The sequence below is a fragment of the Phyllobacterium phragmitis genome, from assembly GCF_002980495.1.
Classification (GTDB): domain Bacteria; phylum Pseudomonadota; class Alphaproteobacteria; order Rhizobiales; family Rhizobiaceae; genus Paramesorhizobium; species Paramesorhizobium phragmitis.
Window position 1 is genome coordinate 72,360 of the sequence record NZ_PVBR01000007.1, and the last position, 20,511, is coordinate 92,870.

The 20,511-nt window shown below is 62.2% G+C and carries 20 protein-coding genes; 7 read left to right on the plus strand and 13 right to left on the minus strand.

Annotated elements, in window-relative coordinates; all coding sequences use genetic code 11:
• Positions 1-124 precede the first annotated feature (124 nt).
• The gene (locus C5748_RS11325) at positions 125-739 is read left to right on the plus strand and encodes an HdeD family acid-resistance protein (protein WP_105742047.1); all 615 of its coding nucleotides are present in this window, start codon (positions 125-127) and stop codon (positions 737-739) included.
• A gap of 121 nt (positions 740-860) precedes the next feature.
• The gene (locus C5748_RS11330; protein WP_105742048.1) at positions 861-2,444 is read left to right on the plus strand and encodes a peptide chain release factor 3; all 1,584 of its coding nucleotides are present in this window, start codon (positions 861-863) and stop codon (positions 2,442-2,444) included.
• 104 nt (positions 2,445-2,548) lie between these two features.
• On the opposite strand, the gene C5748_RS11335 is transcribed toward C5748_RS11330, so the two are convergent.
• Positions 2,549-2,833: a sigma factor-like helix-turn-helix DNA-binding protein gene (locus C5748_RS11335; protein ID WP_342588356.1), complete on the minus strand. Its 285-nt coding sequence runs from the start codon at positions 2,831-2,833 to the stop codon at positions 2,549-2,551.
• Positions 2,834-2,902: 69 nt separating this feature from the next.
• Between C5748_RS11335 and C5748_RS11340 the strand changes: the two genes are divergently transcribed.
• Positions 2,903-3,562 carry a peroxiredoxin gene (locus tag C5748_RS11340; RefSeq protein WP_105742049.1) on the plus strand — a complete coding sequence of 220 codons (660 nt, stop codon included), beginning with the start codon at positions 2,903-2,905 and terminating at the stop codon, positions 3,560-3,562.
• 399 nt (positions 3,563-3,961) lie between these two features.
• Here C5748_RS11340 and coaBC read toward each other — a convergent pair whose 3' ends face one another.
• The 3 genes from coaBC to ubiE all read right to left on the minus strand — a co-directional run bounded on the left by coaBC (position 3,962) and on the right by ubiE (position 8,062).
• Positions 3,962-5,392, minus strand: a complete 1,431-nt coding sequence (gene coaBC / locus C5748_RS11350; RefSeq protein WP_105742051.1) for a bifunctional phosphopantothenoylcysteine decarboxylase/phosphopantothenate--cysteine ligase CoaBC — start codon at positions 5,390-5,392, stop codon at positions 3,962-3,964.
• A 68-nt stretch (positions 5,393-5,460) separates the two neighbouring features.
• Complete coding sequence (gene ubiB / locus C5748_RS11355) at positions 5,461-7,038, minus strand: 2-polyprenylphenol 6-hydroxylase (protein ID WP_105742052.1); 1,578 nt, start codon at positions 7,036-7,038, stop codon at positions 5,461-5,463.
• A 232-nt stretch (positions 7,039-7,270) separates the two neighbouring features.
• Positions 7,271-8,062: a bifunctional demethylmenaquinone methyltransferase/2-methoxy-6-polyprenyl-1,4-benzoquinol methylase UbiE gene (gene ubiE / locus C5748_RS11365; RefSeq protein ID WP_105742054.1), complete on the minus strand. Its 792-nt coding sequence runs from the start codon at positions 8,060-8,062 to the stop codon at positions 7,271-7,273.
• A 228-nt stretch (positions 8,063-8,290) separates the two neighbouring features.
• Between ubiE and upp the strand changes: the two genes are divergently transcribed.
• Positions 8,291-8,917 carry a uracil phosphoribosyltransferase gene (gene upp, locus C5748_RS11370; protein ID WP_105742055.1) on the plus strand — a complete coding sequence of 209 codons (627 nt, stop codon included), beginning with the start codon at positions 8,291-8,293 and terminating at the stop codon, positions 8,915-8,917.
• Positions 8,918-9,137: 220 nt separating this feature from the next.
• On the opposite strand, the gene deoA is transcribed toward upp, so the two are convergent.
• From deoA to C5748_RS11410, 8 genes are all read right to left on the minus strand, one after another.
• Positions 9,138-10,451 carry a thymidine phosphorylase gene (gene deoA, locus C5748_RS11375; RefSeq protein ID WP_105742056.1) on the minus strand — a complete coding sequence of 438 codons (1,314 nt, stop codon included), beginning with the start codon at positions 10,449-10,451 and terminating at the stop codon, positions 9,138-9,140.
• A gap of 1 nt (position 10,452) precedes the next feature.
• Positions 10,453-11,226 (minus strand): deoxyribose-phosphate aldolase, encoded by a 774-nt coding sequence (gene deoC, locus C5748_RS11380; protein WP_105742057.1) that lies wholly within the window; start codon positions 11,224-11,226, stop codon positions 10,453-10,455.
• 155 nt (positions 11,227-11,381) lie between these two features.
• Positions 11,382-12,176 (minus strand): purine-nucleoside phosphorylase, encoded by a 795-nt coding sequence (locus tag C5748_RS11385; protein ID WP_105742058.1) that lies wholly within the window; start codon positions 12,174-12,176, stop codon positions 11,382-11,384.
• On the minus strand, positions 12,177-12,572 hold the full coding sequence (locus tag C5748_RS11390) for a cytidine deaminase (RefSeq protein WP_105742059.1): 396 nt from the start codon (positions 12,570-12,572) through the stop codon (positions 12,177-12,179).
• 227 nt (positions 12,573-12,799) lie between these two features.
• Positions 12,800-13,771: an ABC transporter permease gene (locus C5748_RS11395; protein WP_105742060.1), complete on the minus strand. Its 972-nt coding sequence runs from the start codon at positions 13,769-13,771 to the stop codon at positions 12,800-12,802.
• On the minus strand, positions 13,771-14,913 hold the full coding sequence (locus tag C5748_RS11400) for an ABC transporter permease (RefSeq protein ID WP_105742061.1): 1,143 nt from the start codon (positions 14,911-14,913) through the stop codon (positions 13,771-13,773). The genes C5748_RS11395 and C5748_RS11400 overlap by 1 nt, the downstream gene beginning before the upstream one ends.
• A 250-nt stretch (positions 14,914-15,163) precedes the next feature.
• Entirely contained in the window at positions 15,164-15,580 is a 417-nt protein-coding gene (gene fosX, locus C5748_RS11405) for a FosX/FosE/FosI family fosfomycin resistance hydrolase (RefSeq protein WP_105742062.1), read from the minus strand.
• The gene (locus tag C5748_RS11410; RefSeq protein WP_105742063.1) at positions 15,577-17,109 is read right to left on the minus strand and encodes an ABC transporter ATP-binding protein; all 1,533 of its coding nucleotides are present in this window, start codon (positions 17,107-17,109) and stop codon (positions 15,577-15,579) included. Before C5748_RS11410 ends, fosX begins: the two co-directional genes overlap by 4 nt.
• Before the next feature lie 190 nt (positions 17,110-17,299).
• Here C5748_RS11410 and C5748_RS11415 point away from each other — a divergent pair, with 190 nt between their 5' ends.
• From C5748_RS11415 to C5748_RS11425, 3 genes are read left to right on the plus strand one after another with little or no spacing between them, the layout of a single operon-like run.
• Entirely contained in the window at positions 17,300-18,478 is a 1,179-nt protein-coding gene (locus tag C5748_RS11415) for an iron-containing alcohol dehydrogenase (protein ID WP_105742209.1), read from the plus strand.
• Positions 18,479-18,488: 10 nt separating this feature from the next.
• The gene (locus C5748_RS11420; protein ID WP_105742064.1) at positions 18,489-18,701 is read left to right on the plus strand and encodes a SlyX family protein; all 213 of its coding nucleotides are present in this window, start codon (positions 18,489-18,491) and stop codon (positions 18,699-18,701) included.
• A gap of 7 nt (positions 18,702-18,708) precedes the next feature.
• On the plus strand, positions 18,709-19,164 hold the full coding sequence (locus C5748_RS11425; protein WP_158259847.1) for a GNAT family N-acetyltransferase: 456 nt from the start codon (positions 18,709-18,711) through the stop codon (positions 19,162-19,164).
• A gap of 325 nt (positions 19,165-19,489) precedes the next feature.
• On the opposite strand, the gene C5748_RS11430 is transcribed toward C5748_RS11425, so the two are convergent.
• On the minus strand, positions 19,490-20,497 hold the full coding sequence (locus tag C5748_RS11430; RefSeq protein ID WP_105742066.1) for a BMP family lipoprotein: 1,008 nt from the start codon (positions 20,495-20,497) through the stop codon (positions 19,490-19,492).
• Positions 20,498-20,511 lie beyond the last annotated feature (14 nt).

Consider the following 20,511-nt stretch of genomic DNA (forward strand, 5'->3'; position numbering starts at 1 on the left):
TTGGAAAGAGCATGAGGGGACCCACAATGGCGGAGCGGCGAAAGGACGGTTTGCCCCATCTCTGGTATCCACCGGAAAACACATGTATACTGCGAATACTTTAAGATTTTTCAGGAGAAACAAGATGGCGACAGCACCGCAGCAGATTTCGCAGGTAAAAATTCCAGCAGAACTGAGAAGCAAATGGGGCTGGTTCGTCGGGATCGGGGTCTTGCTGCTCATCCTCGGCGGGATCGCGCTCGGCAATCTCTTCATCGCCACCGTCGCTTCGGTTTATTTCATCGGCATGCTGATGCTGATCGGCGGCATCATCGAGATCATCCATGCCTTCGGCGTCAAGGACTGGAAGAGCTTCCTGTTCTGGGCGCTGAGCGGGCTGCTCTATGCCGCCGCCGGCGTCGTCGCCTTCATCAATCCGATTCTCGCCTCTGCGGTCCTGACCTTCCTGCTCGCCGCGGCCCTGATCGCCACCGGTCTCCTGCGCGCCTGGAGCGGTGTCCAGAGCAAGCCCGCAAAGGGCTGGGGCTGGCTCGTCGCGGCGGGCGTGCTGACGGCGCTGGCAGGCATCGTCATCGCGCTCGGCTGGCCGGTCAACAGCCTGTGGATCCTTGGTGCGTTCCTCGCCATCGATCTGATCTTCCAGGGCTGGGCGTTCATCGCCTTCGGCCTCGGCATCAAAACAGCGGGCGGAACGGTTCCCTCAAAACCCGCAAAGACGGGTCCAGCAAAGGCGAGCTGAGCGACAGGCGAGAGCAGGTCGGGGCTGTGGCATGCAATTGATAGTCGACGGAAGGGTCGCGGGCTGGTAGAAGCCCGCAATCCTGATATTTTTCGACCCGACACCCGAAACGAGCCCTTCCATGCCCGCAGCCGACCATCCCGTTTCCAGACGCCGCACCTTCGCGATCATCGCGCACCCGGACGCCGGCAAGACGACGCTGACGGAGAAGCTGCTTTTGTTCGGCGGCGCGATCCAGCTTGCCGGCGAGGTGAAGGCCAAGAAGGACCGCATCCAGACGCGTTCGGACTGGATGAAGATCGAGCGCGAGCGCGGCATCTCGGTCGTCACCTCGGTGATGACGTTCGAATACAAGGACCATATCTTCAACCTGCTCGATACGCCCGGCCACGAGGATTTCGCCGACGATACCTATCGCACGCTGACGGCCGTCGACAGCGCGGTCATGGTCATCGATGCGGCCAAGGGCATCGAGCCGCGCACGCTGAAGCTCTTCGAAGTCTGCCGGATGCGCGACATTCCGATCGTCACCTTCATCAACAAGATGGACCGCGAAGCCCGCGACCCGCTCGAAATCCTCGACGAGATCGAGGAGAAGCTGGCGCTCGATACGGCACCCATCACCTGGCCGATCGGCTCCGGCAAAAGCTTTGCCGGGACTTACGACCTCCACAACAATACCCTGCGCCAGAAGGATTCCGAGGAGCAGCCGACCAAGGTCGGCGGCCCTGAGGAAGCGGCGAAACTACTGCCTGAAAACGAGCGCCAGGCGTGGATCGACAGCGCTGAACTGGCGCAAGGCGTCTGCCGTCCCTTCGACCTGGAGTCCTTCCGCGAGGGGCACATGACGCCGGTCTATTTCGGCTCGGCGCTGAAAAATTACGGCGTGCGCGACCTGATCGAAGCCTTCTGCGATTTCGGGCCGAGCCCGCGCGCGCAGGATGCCGATACGCGCAGGGTGGAGGCGACGGAGGAGCGGATGACCGGCTTCGTCTTCAAGATCCAGGCCAATATGGACCCCAACCATCGCGACCGCATCGCCTTCCTGCGCGTCTGCTCGGGCAAGCTTTCGCGCGGCATGAAGGCGAAGCTGGTGCGTACCGGCAAGCCGATGAGCCTTTCGGCGCCGCAATTCTTCTTCGCCCGCAGCCGCCAGATCGCCGACGAGGCATTCGCCGGCGACGTGGTGGGCATACCCAACCACGGCACGCTGCGGATCGGCGACACGCTGACCGAGGGTGAGGATATTCTCTTCCGCGGCGTGCCGAATTTTGCCCCCGAAATCCTGCGCCGCGTGCGCCTCGATGATGCGATGAAGGCGAAGAAACTGAAGGAAGCCCTGCAGCAGATGGCCGAGGAAGGCGTGGTGCAGCTGTTCCTGCCCGATGACGGTTCGCCAGCCATCGTCGGCGTCGTCGGCGCGCTGCAGATCGACGTTTTGACCGAGCGGCTGAGGGTCGAATATACGCTGCCGGTCGGCTTCGAACAGGCGCGCTTTTCAATCTGCCGCTGGATATCGGCGGACGACCCGGCAGAACTCGCCCGCTTCATCGCGTCGCATCGCGCCGACATCGCCCACGATCTCGACGGCGATCCGGTGTTCCTGGCGCAGAACGGTTTCTCGCTCAATTACGAGGCCGAGCGCTGGAAGGCAATCCGTTTCGCCACCATCAAGGATTACCAGGTGCGCGACAAGGCGGCGTGATTTGCTTCTGGGCCAGGTCATTTCTGCATTGCGGTGCAATGGAGATGGCGAGGCCCAGAAGAAAGCTTCCGCGATCTTCAGGCAGTGGATAGCGCGAGCGGCTCTCATGCACATGATCGCGCGCGGCTGGCGAGCTGGCGGCAGGAGGCCGGGTCGCGATCCGGAATGCGCGCCACCTCCTCGAAATTCACATCGAACACATCATGCAGAAGAAAGGCCGTGCGCTCCAATGGCGAAAGGCGCTCCAGCACCATCATCAGCGTCAAGGTGAGATCGTCGTCCTCGTCCTCCACCGGCTCGGGCAGCCATGTGCCGGGATAGATTTCCCGGTGCACGCGCGCTGACTTGATATGATCGAGGCAAAGCCGCGTGACGATGCGGGCGAGCAATCTCCCGCTTCGATCCGATGGCGCTTTGTTCTATGATCGGATAAAATTCCAGCGAACAGGAGAGTTGCCATGGGCCTTCGTATCAATGACACAGCACCGGATTTCACCGCCGAGACGACACAGGGCGAAATCCGCTTCCACGACTGGATCGGCAACGGCTATGCCGTGCTCTTCAGCCATCCCAAGAACTTTACCCCGGTCTGCACCACCGAACTCGGCTATATGGCCGGCCTTGCTCCGGAATTCACCAAGCGTAATGCGAAGATCATCGGCATTTCGATAGATCCGGTGGAAAGCCACGCCAAATGGAAAGCCGACATCAAGACTGCGACCGGCCATGACGTCGATTATCCGCTGATCGGCGACAGGGAGCTGAAGATCGCCAAGCTCTATGACATGCTGCCGGCAGAGGCGGGCGATACCTCTGAAGGCCGCACGCCCGCCGACAATGCCACGGTGCGGACGGTCTTCATCATCGGCCCGGACAAGAAGGTGAAGCTGACCATCAGCTACCCGATGACGACGGGCCGAAATTTCGACGAGATCCTGCGCGCCATCGACTCGATCCAGTTGACGGCGAAGCATCAGGTGGCGACCCCAGCGCAATGGAAGCAAGGCGAGGACGTCATCGTCACCGCCGCCGTTTCCGACGAGGACGCGGAAAAGCGCTTCGGCGGCTTCGAGCGGGTGCTGCCCTACCTGCGCAAGACCAGACAGCCCGCCGGGTAGACGGATTGCCCGCCCGGTCGTGTCAGGCGGCAGAGTGGGGACGACCGAGTGGGCAACGGGGCTGCCTGATGCCGGCTAGACAAGCAGATGCCGCCACCTCTGGAGCGGTTCCTGTTTTGATGGAATCGCTTGGCTTTGAGCGATCATTGCCGAAGAACCGGGTTATTCCGGCAGACGGCGAGGTTGAGCTTCGTCACACCCCCCTCTGGCCTGCCGGCCATCTCCCCCACAAGGGTGGAGATTGGGCTTTGATTTCCGCTTTCGCTAATCGTCAACGCAGCAGGTGATATGCCGTCATCAATGATAGCCAATCTCCACCCTTGTGGGGGAGATGGCCGGCAGGCCAGAGGGGGGTGAAAACGTGGCATATGCAGGGCCACCTGTTCGTCTTTCATCGGCTCATGTCGCGATGGTCTCAAGCGCCTCGGCGATCTTTTGCGCGAGACGCGCCGCTACCTCTTCCTTGGTCAAGTCGGGCCATTCCTCGACATTCAGCTTCGAGACGATGCGCACCGTGTTGCGGTCGCCGCCCATGACGCCGCTTGTCTGCGACACGTCATTGGCGACGATCCAGTCCGCGCCCTTCTTCTCGAGCTTCAGTTGAGCATTGGCGAGAAGGTCCTGGGTTTCCGCGGCAAAGCCGACGACAAGGCGCGGGCGCTCGGCATGATGGCCAATGCCGGCGAGAATGTCGGGGTTTTCCACCATCTGCAGCGCCGGGGGCGCGCCGCCCGGCCGTTTCTTGATCTTCTGCCCCGCTTCACTCTCGGCGCGCCAATCGGCGACGGCGGCGACCATGACCGCCGCATCGGCCGGCAGCAATTGCTCGACCGCATCCTTCATCTCGCGCGCCGTTTCCACGTGGATGACCGATACGCCTTGCGGATCGGGTATCGATACCGGGCCGGAAACGAGGCGCACGGTGGCGCCGAGCCGCGCAAGGGCTGCCGCGATGGCATGGCCCTGCTTGCCCGACGAGCGGTTGGCGATATAGCGTACGGGGTCGATCGGCTCGACGGTCGGACCTGAAGTCACGATAATTGCTTTGCCGGCTAACGGAAGATAAGCCGGCTTAAAGAAAGCTTCGATGGCGGCGGCGATTTCGAGCGGTTCCGCCATGCGGCCAGTGCCCGCCTCGCCGCTTTCCGCCATCTCGCCGCGACTGGGACCGATGAAACGAATGCCATCCTGCAACAGCGTGGCGTGATTGCGCCGCGTCGCCGGGTGGTTCCACATCAGCGGGTTCATGGCAGGGGCGACAAGCACCGGCGCTGTGGTGGCGAGAAGCACAGCGGAGGCCAGATCATCGGCAAGGCCATTGGCCATTTTCGCCATCAGATCGGCGGTGGCAGGCGCGACTACGATCAAATCCACCTCGCGCGACAGCCTGATATGACCGACATCCTGCTCGTCCTCGCGGGAGAAGAGATCGGTAAAGACATGATCGGCGGCAAGCGCGCCGACGGCAAGCGGCGTGACGAATTGCTGCGCCGCTTTGGTCATGACAGGGCGCACGCAAGCGCCACGCTCGCGCAGGCGGCGGATGAGATCGAGAGACTTATAGGCAGCGATGCCGCCGCCGATGATGAGCAACAGGCGCTTTCCCGCCAGCGTTCCGCCGGAGAGATGCCCCTCACCCTTACCCTCTCCCCGCAAGCGGGGCGAGGGGGGCATAGAAATTGTCGCCTCTTCCTTCTCCCCGCTTGGGCGCTCGGTGTGGCTCAACAGAACCCGAGCCTCCTCCTCCATCGAGCGGCCATTGCGGGCGGCACGCAGGCGCAGCCGCTCCTTTACCTCATCATCGAGATTGCGGATGGTGATGCTGGCCATTTGATTGCAATCCTCCTGAAAGAACGCTGCATAAGCGCAATCATTGCAATCATATTAGGCCAGTTTCCCTATAAATGAAAGCCAAAAGCCACCCCAACGACGGCGAGTGCAATCAGTGCGAGAGCGATCCGGCCCCAGCGCGAGCCGCGCGCTGCCGCCCTGCCGATGGCCTCCGACGTTTCGAGCTCGAAGCGCAGGCCGCTTTCAGCCATCCGGTCGAGCTCGTAGGAAATCCGCTCGAAACGCTTGGCAAGGTCAGGTGTCTGGCGCAGCAGATGTACGAGCGCAAAGCCGCTGTCGCGCGCATCGGCCACGATCCCGGACGGTCCGAGGTTGTCCCTGATCCAGTCGCCCACCACCGGCTCGGCCGCCTTCCACATGTTGAAATGCGGATCGAGCGTGCGAGACACGCCCTCGACCACCACCATGGTCTTTTGCAGGAGCAGCAGTTCCGGCCGCGTCTGCATATCGAAGAGCTCGGTCACCTCGAAAAGCAGGGTCAGGAGCTTGGCCATGGAAATGGTTTCGGCCGACTGGCCGTGAATCGGCTCGCCGATGGCCCGGATCGCCTGGGCGAAACTCGCGACATCGTGACGGTGCGGTACATAGCCGGCTTCGAAATGCACTTCGGCGACGCGGCGATAGTCGCGCGTGATGAAGCCATAGAGGATTTCGGCGAGGAAGCGGCGCTCCTTCTTGCCGAGGCGGCCGGTAATGCCGAAATCGACGGCAACGATGATGCCCTGCGGATCGACGAAAAGATTGCCCGGATGCATGTCGGCATGGAAGAAGCCGTCGCGCAACGTCTGGCGCAGAAAGGACTGGATGAGCGTTTCGGCGAGCTTCACCAGATCGTAGCCGGCGGCACGCAGGCCTTCCACATCCGACATCTTGACGCCGTCGATCCATTCGAGGGTCAGCACGTCGCGGCCGGTGCGCTCCCAATCCACCGTCGGGACGCGGAAGCCGGCATCATCCTTGATATTCTCGGCGATTTCCGAAAGGGCGGCCGCTTCGAGCCGCAGATCCATCTCGATGCGCGTCGTCTGGGCGAGCGTTTCGGCGACCTGCACCGGGCGCAGACGTCGTGCCGCCGGCATATAGCGCTCCTGCAGCCGCGCCAGCATGAAAAAGCTTTCCAGATCGCGGGCGAAGCGCGGGCGAACCCCCGGTCGAATCACCTTGACCGCGACCTTGTGCGGCACACCGTCGCGCATGACTTCCGCCGGATGGACCTGGGCGATGGAGGCAGCCGCGATCGGCATGCCGAAGCTGACATAGAGATCGCCGATCGGGCGGCCGAGCGATCCTTCCACCGCCTTGATCGCGGCACCTTGAGGAAAATGGTCGAGCTTGTCCTGCAACAGCGCCAGATCGAGCGCCACGTCACGCCCGACAATATCGGGGCGCGTGGCCAGGAACTGGCCGAGCTTGACATAGGACGGGCCGAGCCGGTTCATCGCGCGCGACATGCGCTCGGAGCGTTTGGTCGAGCGGACGCGGCGGCGCGCCAAAAGGCCGGCGATGCGGTGGCCGAAGGCGGGCAGCCCCGTCAACCCCTCGGCGGGCAGTGCGGTGATGACGCCCTCGCGCGTCATGATCCACCCGGCATGGATCAGCCGGAAGGCGGCGGCGAGACTGCTCATGCAATGATACTCATGCTTGGTAGGCTGGCGGGCGGCAATACCCCCCTCTGCCCTGCCGGGCATCTCCCCCACAAGGGGGGAGATTGGCTATGAGTTCCGCTTTCGCCAATCGCCATCGTTGCAAAGGATGCACCGTCATCAATGAAGGCGTAATCTCCCCCCTTGTGGGGGAGATGGCCGGCAGGCCAGAGGGGGGTGTTTCGTTGAGCGCGACGAACCATTTCCATCGAAACTAAAGCTTCCAGCCGGAATGGAGCGCGGCGATGCCGCCGGAATAATTGCGCCATGTCACGCGCTCGAAGCCGGCGGCGCGGATCATCGCGGCGAAATCGGGCTGCTTGGGGAATTTTCGGATGGATTCGACCAGATAACGGTAGGAATCGCCGTCGCCGGCGACCATCTGGCCGATGCGGGGAATGGCGTTGAACGACCAGCCATCATAGATGCGGTCGAGCAGCGGCATGTCGACCTCGGAAAATTCGAGACAAAGCAGGCGCCCGCCCGGCTTCAGCACGCGATAGGCTTCCGACAGCGCCCGGTCGATATGCGGCACGTTGCGGATGCCGAAGGCGATGGTATAGGCATCGAAACGGTCGGCATCGAAAGGCAGTTCCTCGGCATTGGCCTCGACGAACTCGACATTATCGGCAAGCCCCTTCTTGACCGCCCGGTCATGGCCGACGGCAAGCATCGATCCGTTGATGTCGAGAACGGTGGCGTGGGCCTTGCGTCCCGAGGCTTCCAGGATGCGGAAGGCGATATCGCCGGTGCCGCCAGCGACATCGAGCACCTGCCAGTCCTCGCGCTTGGGCGGCGAAAGCCAGGTGACCATCGCGTCTTTCCAGACGCGGTGCAGCCCGGCCGACATCAGATCATTCATGACGTCATAGCGAGAGGCGACGCGGTGGAACACCTCGTTGACCAGCCCCTGCTTTTCGCTCTCGCCGACATCGCGGAAGCCAAAGGATTTCTCCATGCCGCCCCTGGCGCCGACGCGGTCCGAACTGCCCTGTTCCTGGCTCATATCGTCACCTGCTTGTTCGTCCTCGTCTCAACGCATGATCTTTTCCCGATGGCCTGTCAACTTCGGGACCATGTGCGTGACATCGATATAAAGCTTGCACCGGGCGATACAAGCGGGCGCGGCCATGTTTCCGAAGGCATAAAACTGTGCGTGTGATGCACGCAGGCGTTTCCACGCCTGCCGCCTGCCGCTAATATCCCGGAAAAATGCGTAGAGAGAGTAGCAGTCATGGGCGTCACAGTCGTCGGTCATCCGCTTGTCCAGCACAAGCTCACCATCATGCGCAAGAAGGAAACCTCGACTGCGAGCTTCCGGCGGCTGCTCAGGGAGATCTCGCTGTTGCTGTGTTACGAAGTGACGCGCGACCTGGAATTGACGACGACGCGGATCGAAACGCCGATGACGACGATGGACGCGCCGACGCTGGAAGGCAAGAAGCTGGTCTTCGCCTCGATCCTGCGCGCCGGCAACGGTCTCTTGGAAGGCATGCTCGATCTGGTGCCGGCGGCGCGCGTCGCCCATATCGGGCTCTACCGCGACCACGACACGCTGCAGCCGATCGAATATTATTTCAAGGCGCCGGACGATATCGTCAACCGCCTGATCATCGTGGTCGATCCGATGCTCGCCACCGCCAATTCGGCAATCGCGGCGATCGACAAGCTGAAGGAGCGCGGCGCGACCAATATCCGCTTCCTCTGCCTTCTCGCAGCGCCCGAAGGCATCGAACGCTTCACCAAGGCGCATCCCGATGTGCCGGTCTTCACGGCGGCAATCGACAGCCATTTGAACGAGAAGGGCTATATTATTCCAGGTCTGGGTGACGCGGGTGATCGGATGTATGGGACGAAATGAACATTTCAGGCATACCCCTCATCCGACCGCTTCGCGGCCACCTTCTCCCACAAGGGGAGAAGGGAGGCGCTGCATAAAGGTGTCCGCCAACCGCTGACGTTTGTGATTGGCAGTAAGGCCGATGCCACGTTCTTTCCTTCTCCCCTTGTGGGAGAAGGTGGCCGCGAAGCGGTCGGATGAGGGGTGTGCGGGCGATTCCGTTAAAACAGGAACTGTTGTTCTACACCCCAATGCGGCGCTTGACCGGCCGGATGGCACGCGGACGGAGCGGCACAAAGCCGTAGGCGGTCTGAACCGCGCGGATTGCCGCCTCTGCTGCCGCCTCATCGCGAGCATGAACCAGCGCCAGCGGGTCGCCCCGTTCCATTTCCGCGCCAATCGGTTGAAGCGCGGTGAGGCCGACCGCGTGGTCGATTGTATCTTCTGGCCGCGTGCGGCCACCGCCGAGCGCGACGACGGCCAAGCCCAGCGTGCGGGTCTCAATGGAACCGACAAAGCCCTTTTGCGGCGATGGCACGTCCCGCACGATCGGCGCAGCGGGCAGGTAATGCGCGGCCCGCGAGATGAAATCATTCGGCCCGCCGAGAAGCGCCACCATGCGCCCGAATATTTCCGCCGCCCGGCCGCTCTCAAGCGTGGCTCGCGCCTTTTCCATGGCTTCGCGCGGCGTTTGCGCCAGTCCAGCGGTCACCAGCATTTCGGCGGCGAGCGCCAGCGTCACCTCTTCGAGCCGCGCATCGCGCCGGTCGCCGGTGAGGAAATCGACGGCGTTCCCGACCTCGACGGCATTGCCGGCGGCCAGCGCCAGAGGCTGGTTCATATCGGTGAGGAGCGCCGTGGTGGGAAGGCCGGCGCCATTGGCGACCGCGACGAGGCTTTCGGCCAGCGCCGTCGCATCGCGCGTCCTGGCCATGAAGGCACCGTTGCCCACCTTGACGTCGAGCACCAGCCCCTGCAAGCCGGCGGCGAGCTTCTTCGACAGGATGGACGCTGTGATGAGCGGGATGGATTCGACCGTCGCCGTAACATCGCGGATCGAATAGAAGCGCTTGTCGGCGGGCGCCAGATCGGCGGTCTGGCTGATGATGGCGCAGCCGGCCTCGCGCACCGCCCTGACAAAGCGCGTCTTGTCGGGTTGGCTGATATAGCCAGGGATCGAATCCATCTTGTCGAGCGTGCCGCCGGTATGGCCGAGGCCGCGACCGGAGATCATCGGCACATAAGCGCCGCAGGCGGCCACAATCGGCGCCAGCATCAGCGAAACATTGTCGCCGACGCCGCCGGTTGAATGCTTGTCGATCACCGGGCCAGGAAGCGCCGACCAATCGAGCACATCGCCGGAATCGCGCATGGCGAGCGTCAGCCCCACCGCTTCGTCGCGGCTCATGCCGTTGAAGAACACGGCCATGGCGAAGGCGGCTATCTGGCCTTCGCTGACCGCGCCCGAGGCGATCCCCTCGGCGAAAAAGGCGATCTCGTCGGAGCCAAGCACTCTGCCGTCGCGCTTGGCGCGAATGATCTCCTGCGGCAGCATGTCAATGACCCACTGACGGCGCGGCGCTTCGGCCGTTGCCGCCCAATGCCGCGAGCACGTCATCGAGAAGGCCCGAAGCGCCGAAGCGGAAGGTTTCCGGCGTGATCCATCCTTCACCCATGATCTCGTCGGCAAGATCGAGATAATATCTTGCATCTTCCAGGGTATGGATGCCACCGGCGGGCTTTATCCCGGCACCGCGGCGAAACTCCCTGATGGTTTCGAGAATGATGCGCGCGGCCTGCGGCGTGGCGTTGATTCCGGCCTTGCCGCTCGAGGTCTTGATGAAATGCGCGCCCTCTTCGAGGGCCACTTCGGATGCGGCCTCGATCAAGGCATCATTGCCCAATTCGCCAGCTTCGATGATGACCTTGAGCCTGTTATTGCGGCCGCAGAGCTTTCGCACCGACTTGATCATCTGTCTGGAGATGATCACGCCGTTCTCGACGAAATCGCGACAGGGCAGCACCAGGTCGATCTCATCGGCGCCATCGGCGATCGCCTTCTCCGTGTCGGCCAGAACCCCGTCGATATCGGTGCCGCCATCGGGAAAATTGACGGCAGCGGCAATCCGCACGCCGGTCCCATGCAAAAGCGATTTGGCCGTCTCGACGAAATGCGGCCAGATGCAGATCGCCGCCGTGGGGCCATACGGGGTAATCGCTTTGGCGCTCAGCGCGGCGACGGCCAGCGGCGACGAATTCTTGTCGAGATCGGTCAGGTCGATCAGCGGCAGCACGCGAAGCGCCGCCAATCTGCGGTCGGCTTGTTTCATGCGATCTCTCCCCACTCTCAAATCTGTCAGAGCCACGTTGAAACATCGTCATTCTCGGGCTTGTCCCGAGAATCTGCAACGCATGTTCTGTCAGAACCGTAATTGCTTCTCTTTTCCTCGTCGCAGATACTCGGGACAAGCCCGAGAATGACGGCTCAGTAGGCAGCTAAGAAATGCTCCAATATTTTTTGCAAGCGTTTCCCCCCAACGGGGGCCATATCCTTGGTTTCCTGATGCGACAGCTCGTTTCCGGTTAGCCCCGCGCCGAAATTGGTGATGACGGAGCAGGCGGCGATGCGCAGGCCGAGAAAACGGCCGAGGATGACTTCCGGCACGGTCGACATGCCCACCGCATCGGCGCCGAGCACCCGCGCCATGCGGATTTCGGCCGGCGTTTCGAAGGACGGGCCTGAAAACCACATATAGACGCCGCGCGGCAGCGCCTCGCCGGCTTTGCGTGCAGCCGCCTCGAAAGCATCCTTGAGGCCGGCATCATAGGCGGCGGTCATGCCGACGAAGCGCGCATCCGACGGCTCGCCGATCAGCGGATTGAGGCCGGAATAATTGATATGGTCGTCGATCAGCATGACGCTGCCCGGCGCCAGATCCTCGCGCACCGAGCCCGCGGCATTGGTCAGGATCAATGTTTCAATGCCGAGGCTTTTAAGCGTCTCCAGAACCGGGCGCATGGCGGAAGCGTTGCCATGCTCGTAATAATGCGCCCTGCCCGACAGGATGAGCACGGGCTTGCCCGAAAGCCGCCCCGCCACCAGTTCGCCCGCATGGCCGGTGACGCCGCTTGCCGGAAAACCCGGCAGCTCGGCATAGGAAATACGCACCGCATCCTCCACCGCGTCAACAAGGGAGCCCAGGCCGGAACCGAGCACGAAAGCCAGTTTCGGCATCGACCCATCGAGCCTTGCCTTTATGCGGTTGGCGGCTTCGTTCATCTAACCTCCGATCACATCCGTCTTGAAACCGTGGGGAAGCAGGTCCTTCAGCAGCACGGTCTCGACCACTCCCTTGTCGTCGCACAGATGCAGCGGCGTTTCCGGTCCGGCGAATTCGGCCAGACGCTGGCGGCAGCCACCGCAGGGCGGGCATTTTTCGAGCTTCTCGGCGACGACGAGGATCTCGGATATCTCGCCGCCACCTCCCATGACGAAATGCGAGAGCGCGGTGGTTTCCGCACACCAGCCCTCAGGGAAAGAAATCACCTCGATATTGCAGCCAGAATAGATGCGTCCGTCCCTGGTGCGCAATGCGGCGCCTACCGGAAATTTCGAATAGGGCGCATGGCATTTCTGCATTGCGGCATGGGCTGCGTCAAACAGGTCCTTGGACATGGTGGTCCTTCCTGATGTGGTTAAGATTTCTTATGAAAACGACACCAAGCGCCCTCGTCCTTCGAGGCTTCGTTCCCCCTTCGACAAGCTCAGGGTCCACTACGCACCTCAGGATGAGGGCTACTGGAGCGACGCGCCTTTCACCCTCATCCTGAGGTGCGAGCGCAGCGAGCCTCGAAGGACGAGGGTGAAAGGCATTCCAGAAGGACCGATGCACCACCATTCCTTCAGCGTTCCTTCACATAAGGCACGCCGCCCGCTCTGGGAGGGATGGCCTTGCCGATGAAGCCTGCGAGCAGGATGACGGTGAGCACATAGGGCAGCGCCTGCATGAACTGCACCGGAACCTCGCCGATCAGCGGCAGCGGATGGCCCTGCATGCGGATCGCCAGCGCATCGAGAAAGCCGAAAAGCAGACAGGCGAGCATTGCGGGGACCGGACGCCATTTGGCGAAGATCAGCGCGGCGAGCGCGATATAGCCCTTGCCGGCCGTCATGTCCTTGACGAAGCCCGCGCCTTGCGCCTGCGCCAGATAGGCGCCGGCAAGGCCGCAGAGGATGCCGCAGCAGATCACCGCGCGATAGCGCAGCCAGGTCACGGAGATGCCGGCGGTATCCACCGCCGCCGGATTTTCACCGACCGCCCTCAACCGCAGGCCGAAACGGGTGCGCTGGAGCACCCACCAGGTGAACGGCACCATGAGGAAGGCGAGGTAGACCAGTATGGAATGACCGGAGATCAACTCAGAATAGAGATAGCCCGCGACGGGCACATCCCGCAACGCTTCCGCTCCCGGCAAGTGCAGAGCGCCGAAACGCGCGCCTGCCGGCAGCGACGGCGTGCGCCCGCCCTGCCGAAACCAGGCCTGGCCGAGAATGACCGTGGTGCCGGCTGCGATGAAATTGATGGCGACGCCGGAGACGATCTGGTTGCCGCGATGCGTGATCGAGGCAAAGCCATGCACCAGCCCGAGCAGCACCGAAACCAGAACGGCGGCGAGAAGCCCGACCATGGCCGAGCCCGTGAGATAGGCGGCGGTGCCGGCGGCGAAGGCGCCGGCCAGCATCTTGCCTTCGAGGCCGATATCGAAAATGCCGGCGCGCTCCGAATAGAGCCCGGCAAGGCAGGCGAAGAGCAACGGCACGGAAAGGCGGATGGTGGAATCCAGGAGCTGGACGAGCGTGACGTAATAATCCATCAGTGGCTCTCCCCGGTGGCGATGGGCGTCGCGCGCAGATCGGAGCCACTGAGGCGCCCGAACAATCTCTGGATCGCCGGGCGGAACATATGTTCGAGCGCGCCGGCGAACAGGATCACCAGCCCCTGGATGATGACGATCATGTCGCGCGAGATGTTGGGCATGTCGAAGGCGATTTCCGCGCCGCCCTGATAGAGCATGCCGAACAGGATGGCGGCCAGCACGATGCCGACCGGATGCGAGCGGCCCATCAGCGCGACCGCGATGCCGACGAAGCCCGCGCCGGAGACGAAATCGAGCTGCATGCGGTGCTGCGCGCCCATCACCGGATTGAGCGCCATCATCCCGGCCAACGCGCCGGAGATCATCATGGTGATGACGATGATCCTGGTCTGGCTGATGCCGGCATAATCGGCGGCGCGCGGGCTGAAGCCCATGGTGCGGATCTCATAGCCGATGCGCGTGCGCCAGATCAGCACCCATACGACGAAGGCCGACGCGAGCGCCAGCAGAAAAGACACATTGAGCGGCGCGGAACGCACCTGAAGGCCGAACATCTGCAGGAGCCAGCCGAGCTGCGGCAATTGCCCGCCTTCACCGAAGACGCGGGTTTCCGGCGCTTGTGAAGCGAGCGGCTTCAGGACGCCGACCAGCAGATAGACCATGAGGCTGGCGGCAATGAAATTGAACATGATGGTGGTGATGACGATATGCGAGCCGCGCCGCGCCTGAAGCCAGGCGGGAATGAGCGCCCACAGCGCGCCGGCAAGGGCTGCGCCTAAAATGGCGAGCGGAAAGGTCAGCCACCACGGCAGGAAATCGCCGAAGGCGAGGCAGGCCAGCGAGACGCCGAGGCCGCCGAGATAGGCCTGCCCCTCGCCGCCGATATTGAACAGGCCGCAATGGAACGCCACCGCCACGCACAGGCCGGTGAAGATGAAATTCGTCGCGTAATAGAGCGTGTAGCCGATGCCCTCGCCGGAACCGAAGGCGCCCTTGACCATCAGTCCCGCCGCCTGGATCGGATTTTCGCCGACAAGCAGCACCACCAGCCCCGCGACGAGAAAGGCGACGACGAGATTGACGAGCGGGATGAGGCCATAATCCGCCCATGCGGGCAATTTGGCGAAAGGCTGGCTCATGGCAGGGCCTCGATTGGAATTGTTTTATTGTCGGGTACAAGAGGAACATTCTTCTTCCAATTCCTGCCCGCACCCTCGCCCTTCGAGGCTCGCTTCGCTCGCACCTCAGGATGAGGGTGCTGCGGCGGCGCCTCATGTTCTTCATCCTGAGAAGGCAGCGGAGGCACCTCATGTTCCTCACCCTGAGGTGTGAGCGAAGCGAGCCTCGAAGGGCGAGGAACATGAGGGTCCAGATACCGCATCGGAGCCGTCATCCTGTCACCCGCCCTGTCGTGTATCGCGCCAGCCGTTCGGCAAGCGTTCCAGTATGCAATTCGAACATATGGTTATCTTCGTCATAGAAGTAGATCGACCGTCCCTCGCCTTCGACGCGAGAACGCGGCGCGCGCATCTCAAGACCGAGTGCCTCCACCTTTTCCACATAGCTGTCGAAATCGTCGTCGGAGATCTTGAAGGCGATATGATTGTAGCTGCGGGACGGAAGCGGCTCGCCTTGCATGATCGCTATCCAGATATCCCCGACGAGAAAGAATTTTTCTCGCGAAAGAGAAAACTGCTCCCCGTCGCTCGAATAAATTTCCCTTGCTCCCAGCACATTTTCGAGGATTTCGGACATCCGGTCGAGATCGCGCACGATGAAGGTCATATGTGATAGGCCTTCGATCATTCCGCAGCCGCTTTCTGCTCGACACCCGCCATCAGCAGGCCGATTTCGCCTTCGCTTGCCTCGGGTCCGCATTCGCCGACGATGCGGCCGGCGAACATCACCAGGATACGGTCGGAGAGTGAGCGGATCTCGTCGAGCTCGACGGAAACGAGCAGCACGGCCTTGCCGGCATCGCGCATCTCGATGATGCGACGGTGGATGAACTCGATGGCGCCGACATCGACGCCGCGCGTCGGCTGGGCGACGATCAGCACCGAGGGATCGCGTTCCAGTTCCCGCGCCAGCACGATCTTCTGCTGGTTGCCACCGGAAAAATTGGCGGTCTTCAGGCGGGCATCGGCCGGGCGGATATCGTATTGGGCGATCTTCGCTTCCGCATCGGCGCGGATCGCGTCGACGTCGAGGAACGGTCCTTTTAGAAAATGCTTGTCATCCTGATAGCCGAGGATGGCGTTTTCGCTTTCGTCGAATGCGAGCACCAGCCCCATATGGTGGCGGTCCTCCGGCACATGGGCGAGCCCACGCTGACGCAACTCGGCCGGATTGGCTTTGCCGGTGACGTCTACGGCCAAGCCGTCGAGCGTCACCTTTCCCGAAACCGCACGGCGGATGCCGGCGATCGTCTCGATCAGTTCCGACTGGCCATTGCCGGCCACCCCTGCAATGCCAACGATCTCGCCGGCGCGTACCTCGAAGGAGACATGATCGACGGCAGGGCACCCCCTGGAGTCGCGCACGTTGAGATTTTCGACCGTCAGCTTGACCGCGCCGGGCTTCGCCTCGCCCTTTTCGACGCGCAGCAGCACGCGCCTTCCGACCATGAGTTCGGCCAGTTCCTCGACACTTGCATCCGCCGTCTTCAGGGTGGCGACGATCTCGCCCTGGCGCATGACCGAGACATTGTCGGTCACGGCCTTGATCTCGCGCAGCTTATGGGTGATGAGGACAATGGTCTTTCCCTGCTCCTTGAGTTGCCGCAAGATGCGAAAGAGATGATCGGCCTCGGCGGGCGTCAGCACGCCCGTCGGTTCGTCCAGGATCAGGATATCGGCGCCGCGATAAAGGGCTTTGAGGATTTCCACGCGCTGCTGCAGGCCGAGCGGCAGATCCTCGATCAGCGCGTCGGGATCGACCTCGAGCTCGTAGTCCTCCTCGAGCCGCTTCAGTTCAGCGCGGACTTTGGCAATGCCTTTGGAGAGCAGCGGTGCGCCCTCGACGCCGAGCATGACATTTTCCAGAACGGTGAAATTCTCCACCAGCATGAAATGCTGATGCACCATGCCGATGCCGGCTGCGATGGCGGCATTGGGATCGGCGATGACCACCTTTTTGCCATCGACGCGGATCTCGCCGCGATCAGCCTGATAGAAGCCATAGAGGATCGACATCAGCGTCGATTTTCCCGCACCGTTCTCGCCGATGATGCCGTGAATGGTGCCCCGCTCGATGCGCAGATGGATATCGCGGTTGGCGTGGACCATCCCGAAACGCTTGTCGATGCCGACCAGTTCGATTGCAGCTTCCGCCATGTCCCCATCCGTTGATGATTTTCTTTTCCGGATGGTCAAACCTAGCACGTGTACCCGCGGTTTCCAGCCTATAAACGCATCATCCAGGGACGCTGCCCGTGTCAACATCAAAGACCTGAATTGACTGGAATGAGCGGTGGATTCACGGGTCCGTCTCTGGCAATGTCCGGCGATGACAACGGCCCATGCTATTCCTTCCTTTTCGTTCCACACCACGCCGCGCATCGTTTTCTCGGAGGGAGCGGCGCGTGAACTGGCGCATCATCTCGGCACGACGGCACAGGACCGGTTGCTGATCGTCACCGACCCCGGGATTCTCGGGCTCGGCCTGGCGGAGCCGGCGGTCCGCTCGCTGAAAAATGCCGGCGCCGATGTCCTGATCTTCGGCGAGGTCGAGGCCGATCCGTCGCTTGTGACATTGAGACGGTCCATTGCGACGGCGCTTGATTTCGGCGCGACCGGCGTGATCGGTTTCGGCGGCGGTTCGTCGCTGGACGTCGCCAAGCTCACGGCGCTTTTCGCCGGTTCGGGACAGGCGATCGACACGGCCTGGGGCGTCAACAACGCCAAGGGGCCGCGCCTGCCCCTGGCGCTGATTCCGACGACGGCGGGAACCGGCTCGGAGGTGACGCCCGTCGCCATCATCACGGTGGGAGAGGATGAAAAGCGCGGCGTCTCCTCGCCTCTCAATCTCCCTGACGTGGCCGTTCTCGATCCGGCGCTGACGACGGGCCTGCCGCCGCACATCACCGCCGCGACGGGCATCGACGCCATGGTCCATGCCATCGAATCCTACGCCTCGAAAAACGCCAACAACAATCCGATGTCGCGCAATCTCGCGGTGGAGGCGCTGCGGCTTCTCGGTCGCAACATCGAAGATGCCGTCTTCAACGGCGAGAACCGCGCCGCCCGCTCAGCCATGCTGATCGGCTCGATGCTGGCGGGACAGGCCTTCGCCAATTCGCCGGTCGCCGCCGTGCACGCGCTTGCCTATCCCATCGGCGGACGTTTCCACGTGCCGCACGGGCTTTCCAATGCGCTGGTGCTGCCGCATGTGCTGCGCTTCAACGCCGCCGATGCGGCGAACGGCTCTTTCGCCCATTATGCGGCGCTTGCCCCGCATGTCTTTCCTGATCTCGACGCCGATGGCGAAAGCGGCATGCAGGCTGTCTGCGCCCGCTTCATCGACCGACTTGCCGAACTCTCGGCCAGGCTCGGTCTGAAGAGCCGGCTGCGCGATGTCGGCATCGCGGAAACGGATCTGCCTGATATGGCGGCGGACGCCATGAAACAGACGCGGCTTCTCGTCAATAATCCGCGTGATGTCAGCGAGGCTGACGCCTACGCCATCTACAAAGCTGCCTGGTGAGGAGAAACCGATGAGCGGGACCGATGCGGAACGAATCGTCGAACTGGAAATCCGTGTTGCGGAGCAGGAAAAGACCATCGAGGAGCTTTCCGGCCAGATCACCGAACAGTGGAAGACCATCGAAGCGATGCGCAAGAAGCTCGATGCGCTGACGGACCGCTTCCTCGTTCTGGAGGAGCAGGCGGCGCCGGATATTCCGATAACGAAACCGCCGCATTGGTAGGATGAAGATGATCAAGATCGAGGCCTTGGGCCTGCATCCGGAATTGATTTCCCTATGCGCCCGCTGGAATCATGAAGAGTGGGGAAAGCATGACGGACGGAGCCTGGAGGAGTCGATCGCTGGCCTCCAGCAGATCATCATGGACGACAAGCAGGAAGCCCTGGTGGCCCTGGTGGATACGGTGCCATGCGGGATGGCTCTGCTGATCGATTGCGATCTGCCGAGCCATAGCCATCTCAAGCCATGGGTCGCGAGCGTTCTGGTGCAGCCGGATTTCCGCGGCCGCGGCGTCGGCCGCGAACTGGTCGCCGCCATAGAACGCGCTGCACATGGCTTCGGCTTCGGCGAAGCCCATCTCTACACCGCCAAGCCGGGCTACTACCAACGTTTCGGCTGGCAAAACCATGAGAGTTGGATCGACGGGAAAGACGAACTCTTCATCATGAGCAAGTCTTTGCGTTAGAGCATTTCACATTGAAGTGGAAACGCTGGCGGGACAGCGCCCCCCTCTGCCCTGCCGGGCATCTCCCCCGCAAAGGGGGGAGATTACGCCTTCATGGATGTTCGGCGCCAATTGCAGATGTTCCAGAATGGGCAAGAGGGTCGCGTCAGCCAATCTCCCCCCCTTGCGGGGGAGATGTTCGGCAGGGCAGAGGGGGGTGCCTCGCGATTCCATTAAAACAGGAACCGCCCTAGATCATTTCCTTGCAGCCAAAACAAAACCGCCGGAAAATCGCCCGGCGGTTTCACATTCAGTATCTGGCAGAATCAGGACGCAAGCCGGCCGATCAATAGGGGCACTTATTGTCCGTCATGTAATCGTGAACGGTGATCTTGCCGGCGATGAGATCGGCCTTGGCGGCTTCCACCGCCTGCTTCATTTCCGGGCTGATCAGCTTTTCGTTGTTCTCGTCCACGGCGTAGTCGACGCCGTTCTCCTTGAGGCCGAGCACCTGGACGCCGGCGGTGAACGTATCGTCGGCCACGTCCTTGAAAGCGTTATAGACAGCCGTATCGACGCGCTTGACCATCGATGTCAGCACCGAGCCGGGATGCAGGCCGTTCTGGTTGGAATCGACGCCGATGCCGAGCTTGCCGGCGTCGGCAACCGCCTGCAGCATGCCGATGCCGGTGCCGCCGGCGGCGTGATAGATGACATCTGCACCCTGATCCATCTGCGACTTGGCAATCTCGCCACCCTTGGCCGGATCGTTCCATGCCGAAGGCGTGTCGCCGGTCATGTTCTGGATGATCTTGGCGTCTTCCTTGCCGGCCTTGACGCCAGCGACATAGCCGCAGGCGAATTTGCGGATCAGCGGCACATCCATGCCGCCGACGAAGCCGACAGTGCCGGTCTTGGACGCCATGATCCCGAGCAAGCCGACCAGATAGGAGCCCTCTTCTTCCCTAAAGACGACGGAGCGGACATTCGGCTTGTCGACGACGGCATCGATGATGACGAATTTGGTATCCGGGAACTCGTCGGCGACCTTTTCGATGGCGGCGGTCGCCGAGAAACCGGCGATGACGACAGGCGAATTGCCGTCCTGCGCGAATTTGCGCAACGCCTGCTCGCGCTGGGCCTCGTTCTGGATCTCGAATTCACGATAGGCGATGCCGGTGTCGGCCTTGTATTTCTCGGCGCCGTCATAGGCCGCTTCGTTGAACGATTTGTCGAATTTGCCGCCGAGATCATAGACGACGGCCGGCTTCTCATCGGCCGCCACAGCGGCGGACGACATGCCGGCCACGGACAGGGCGGTTGCGGCCATCAGGCCTAGGACAAGATGTTTCATTTTTTTAAGAACCC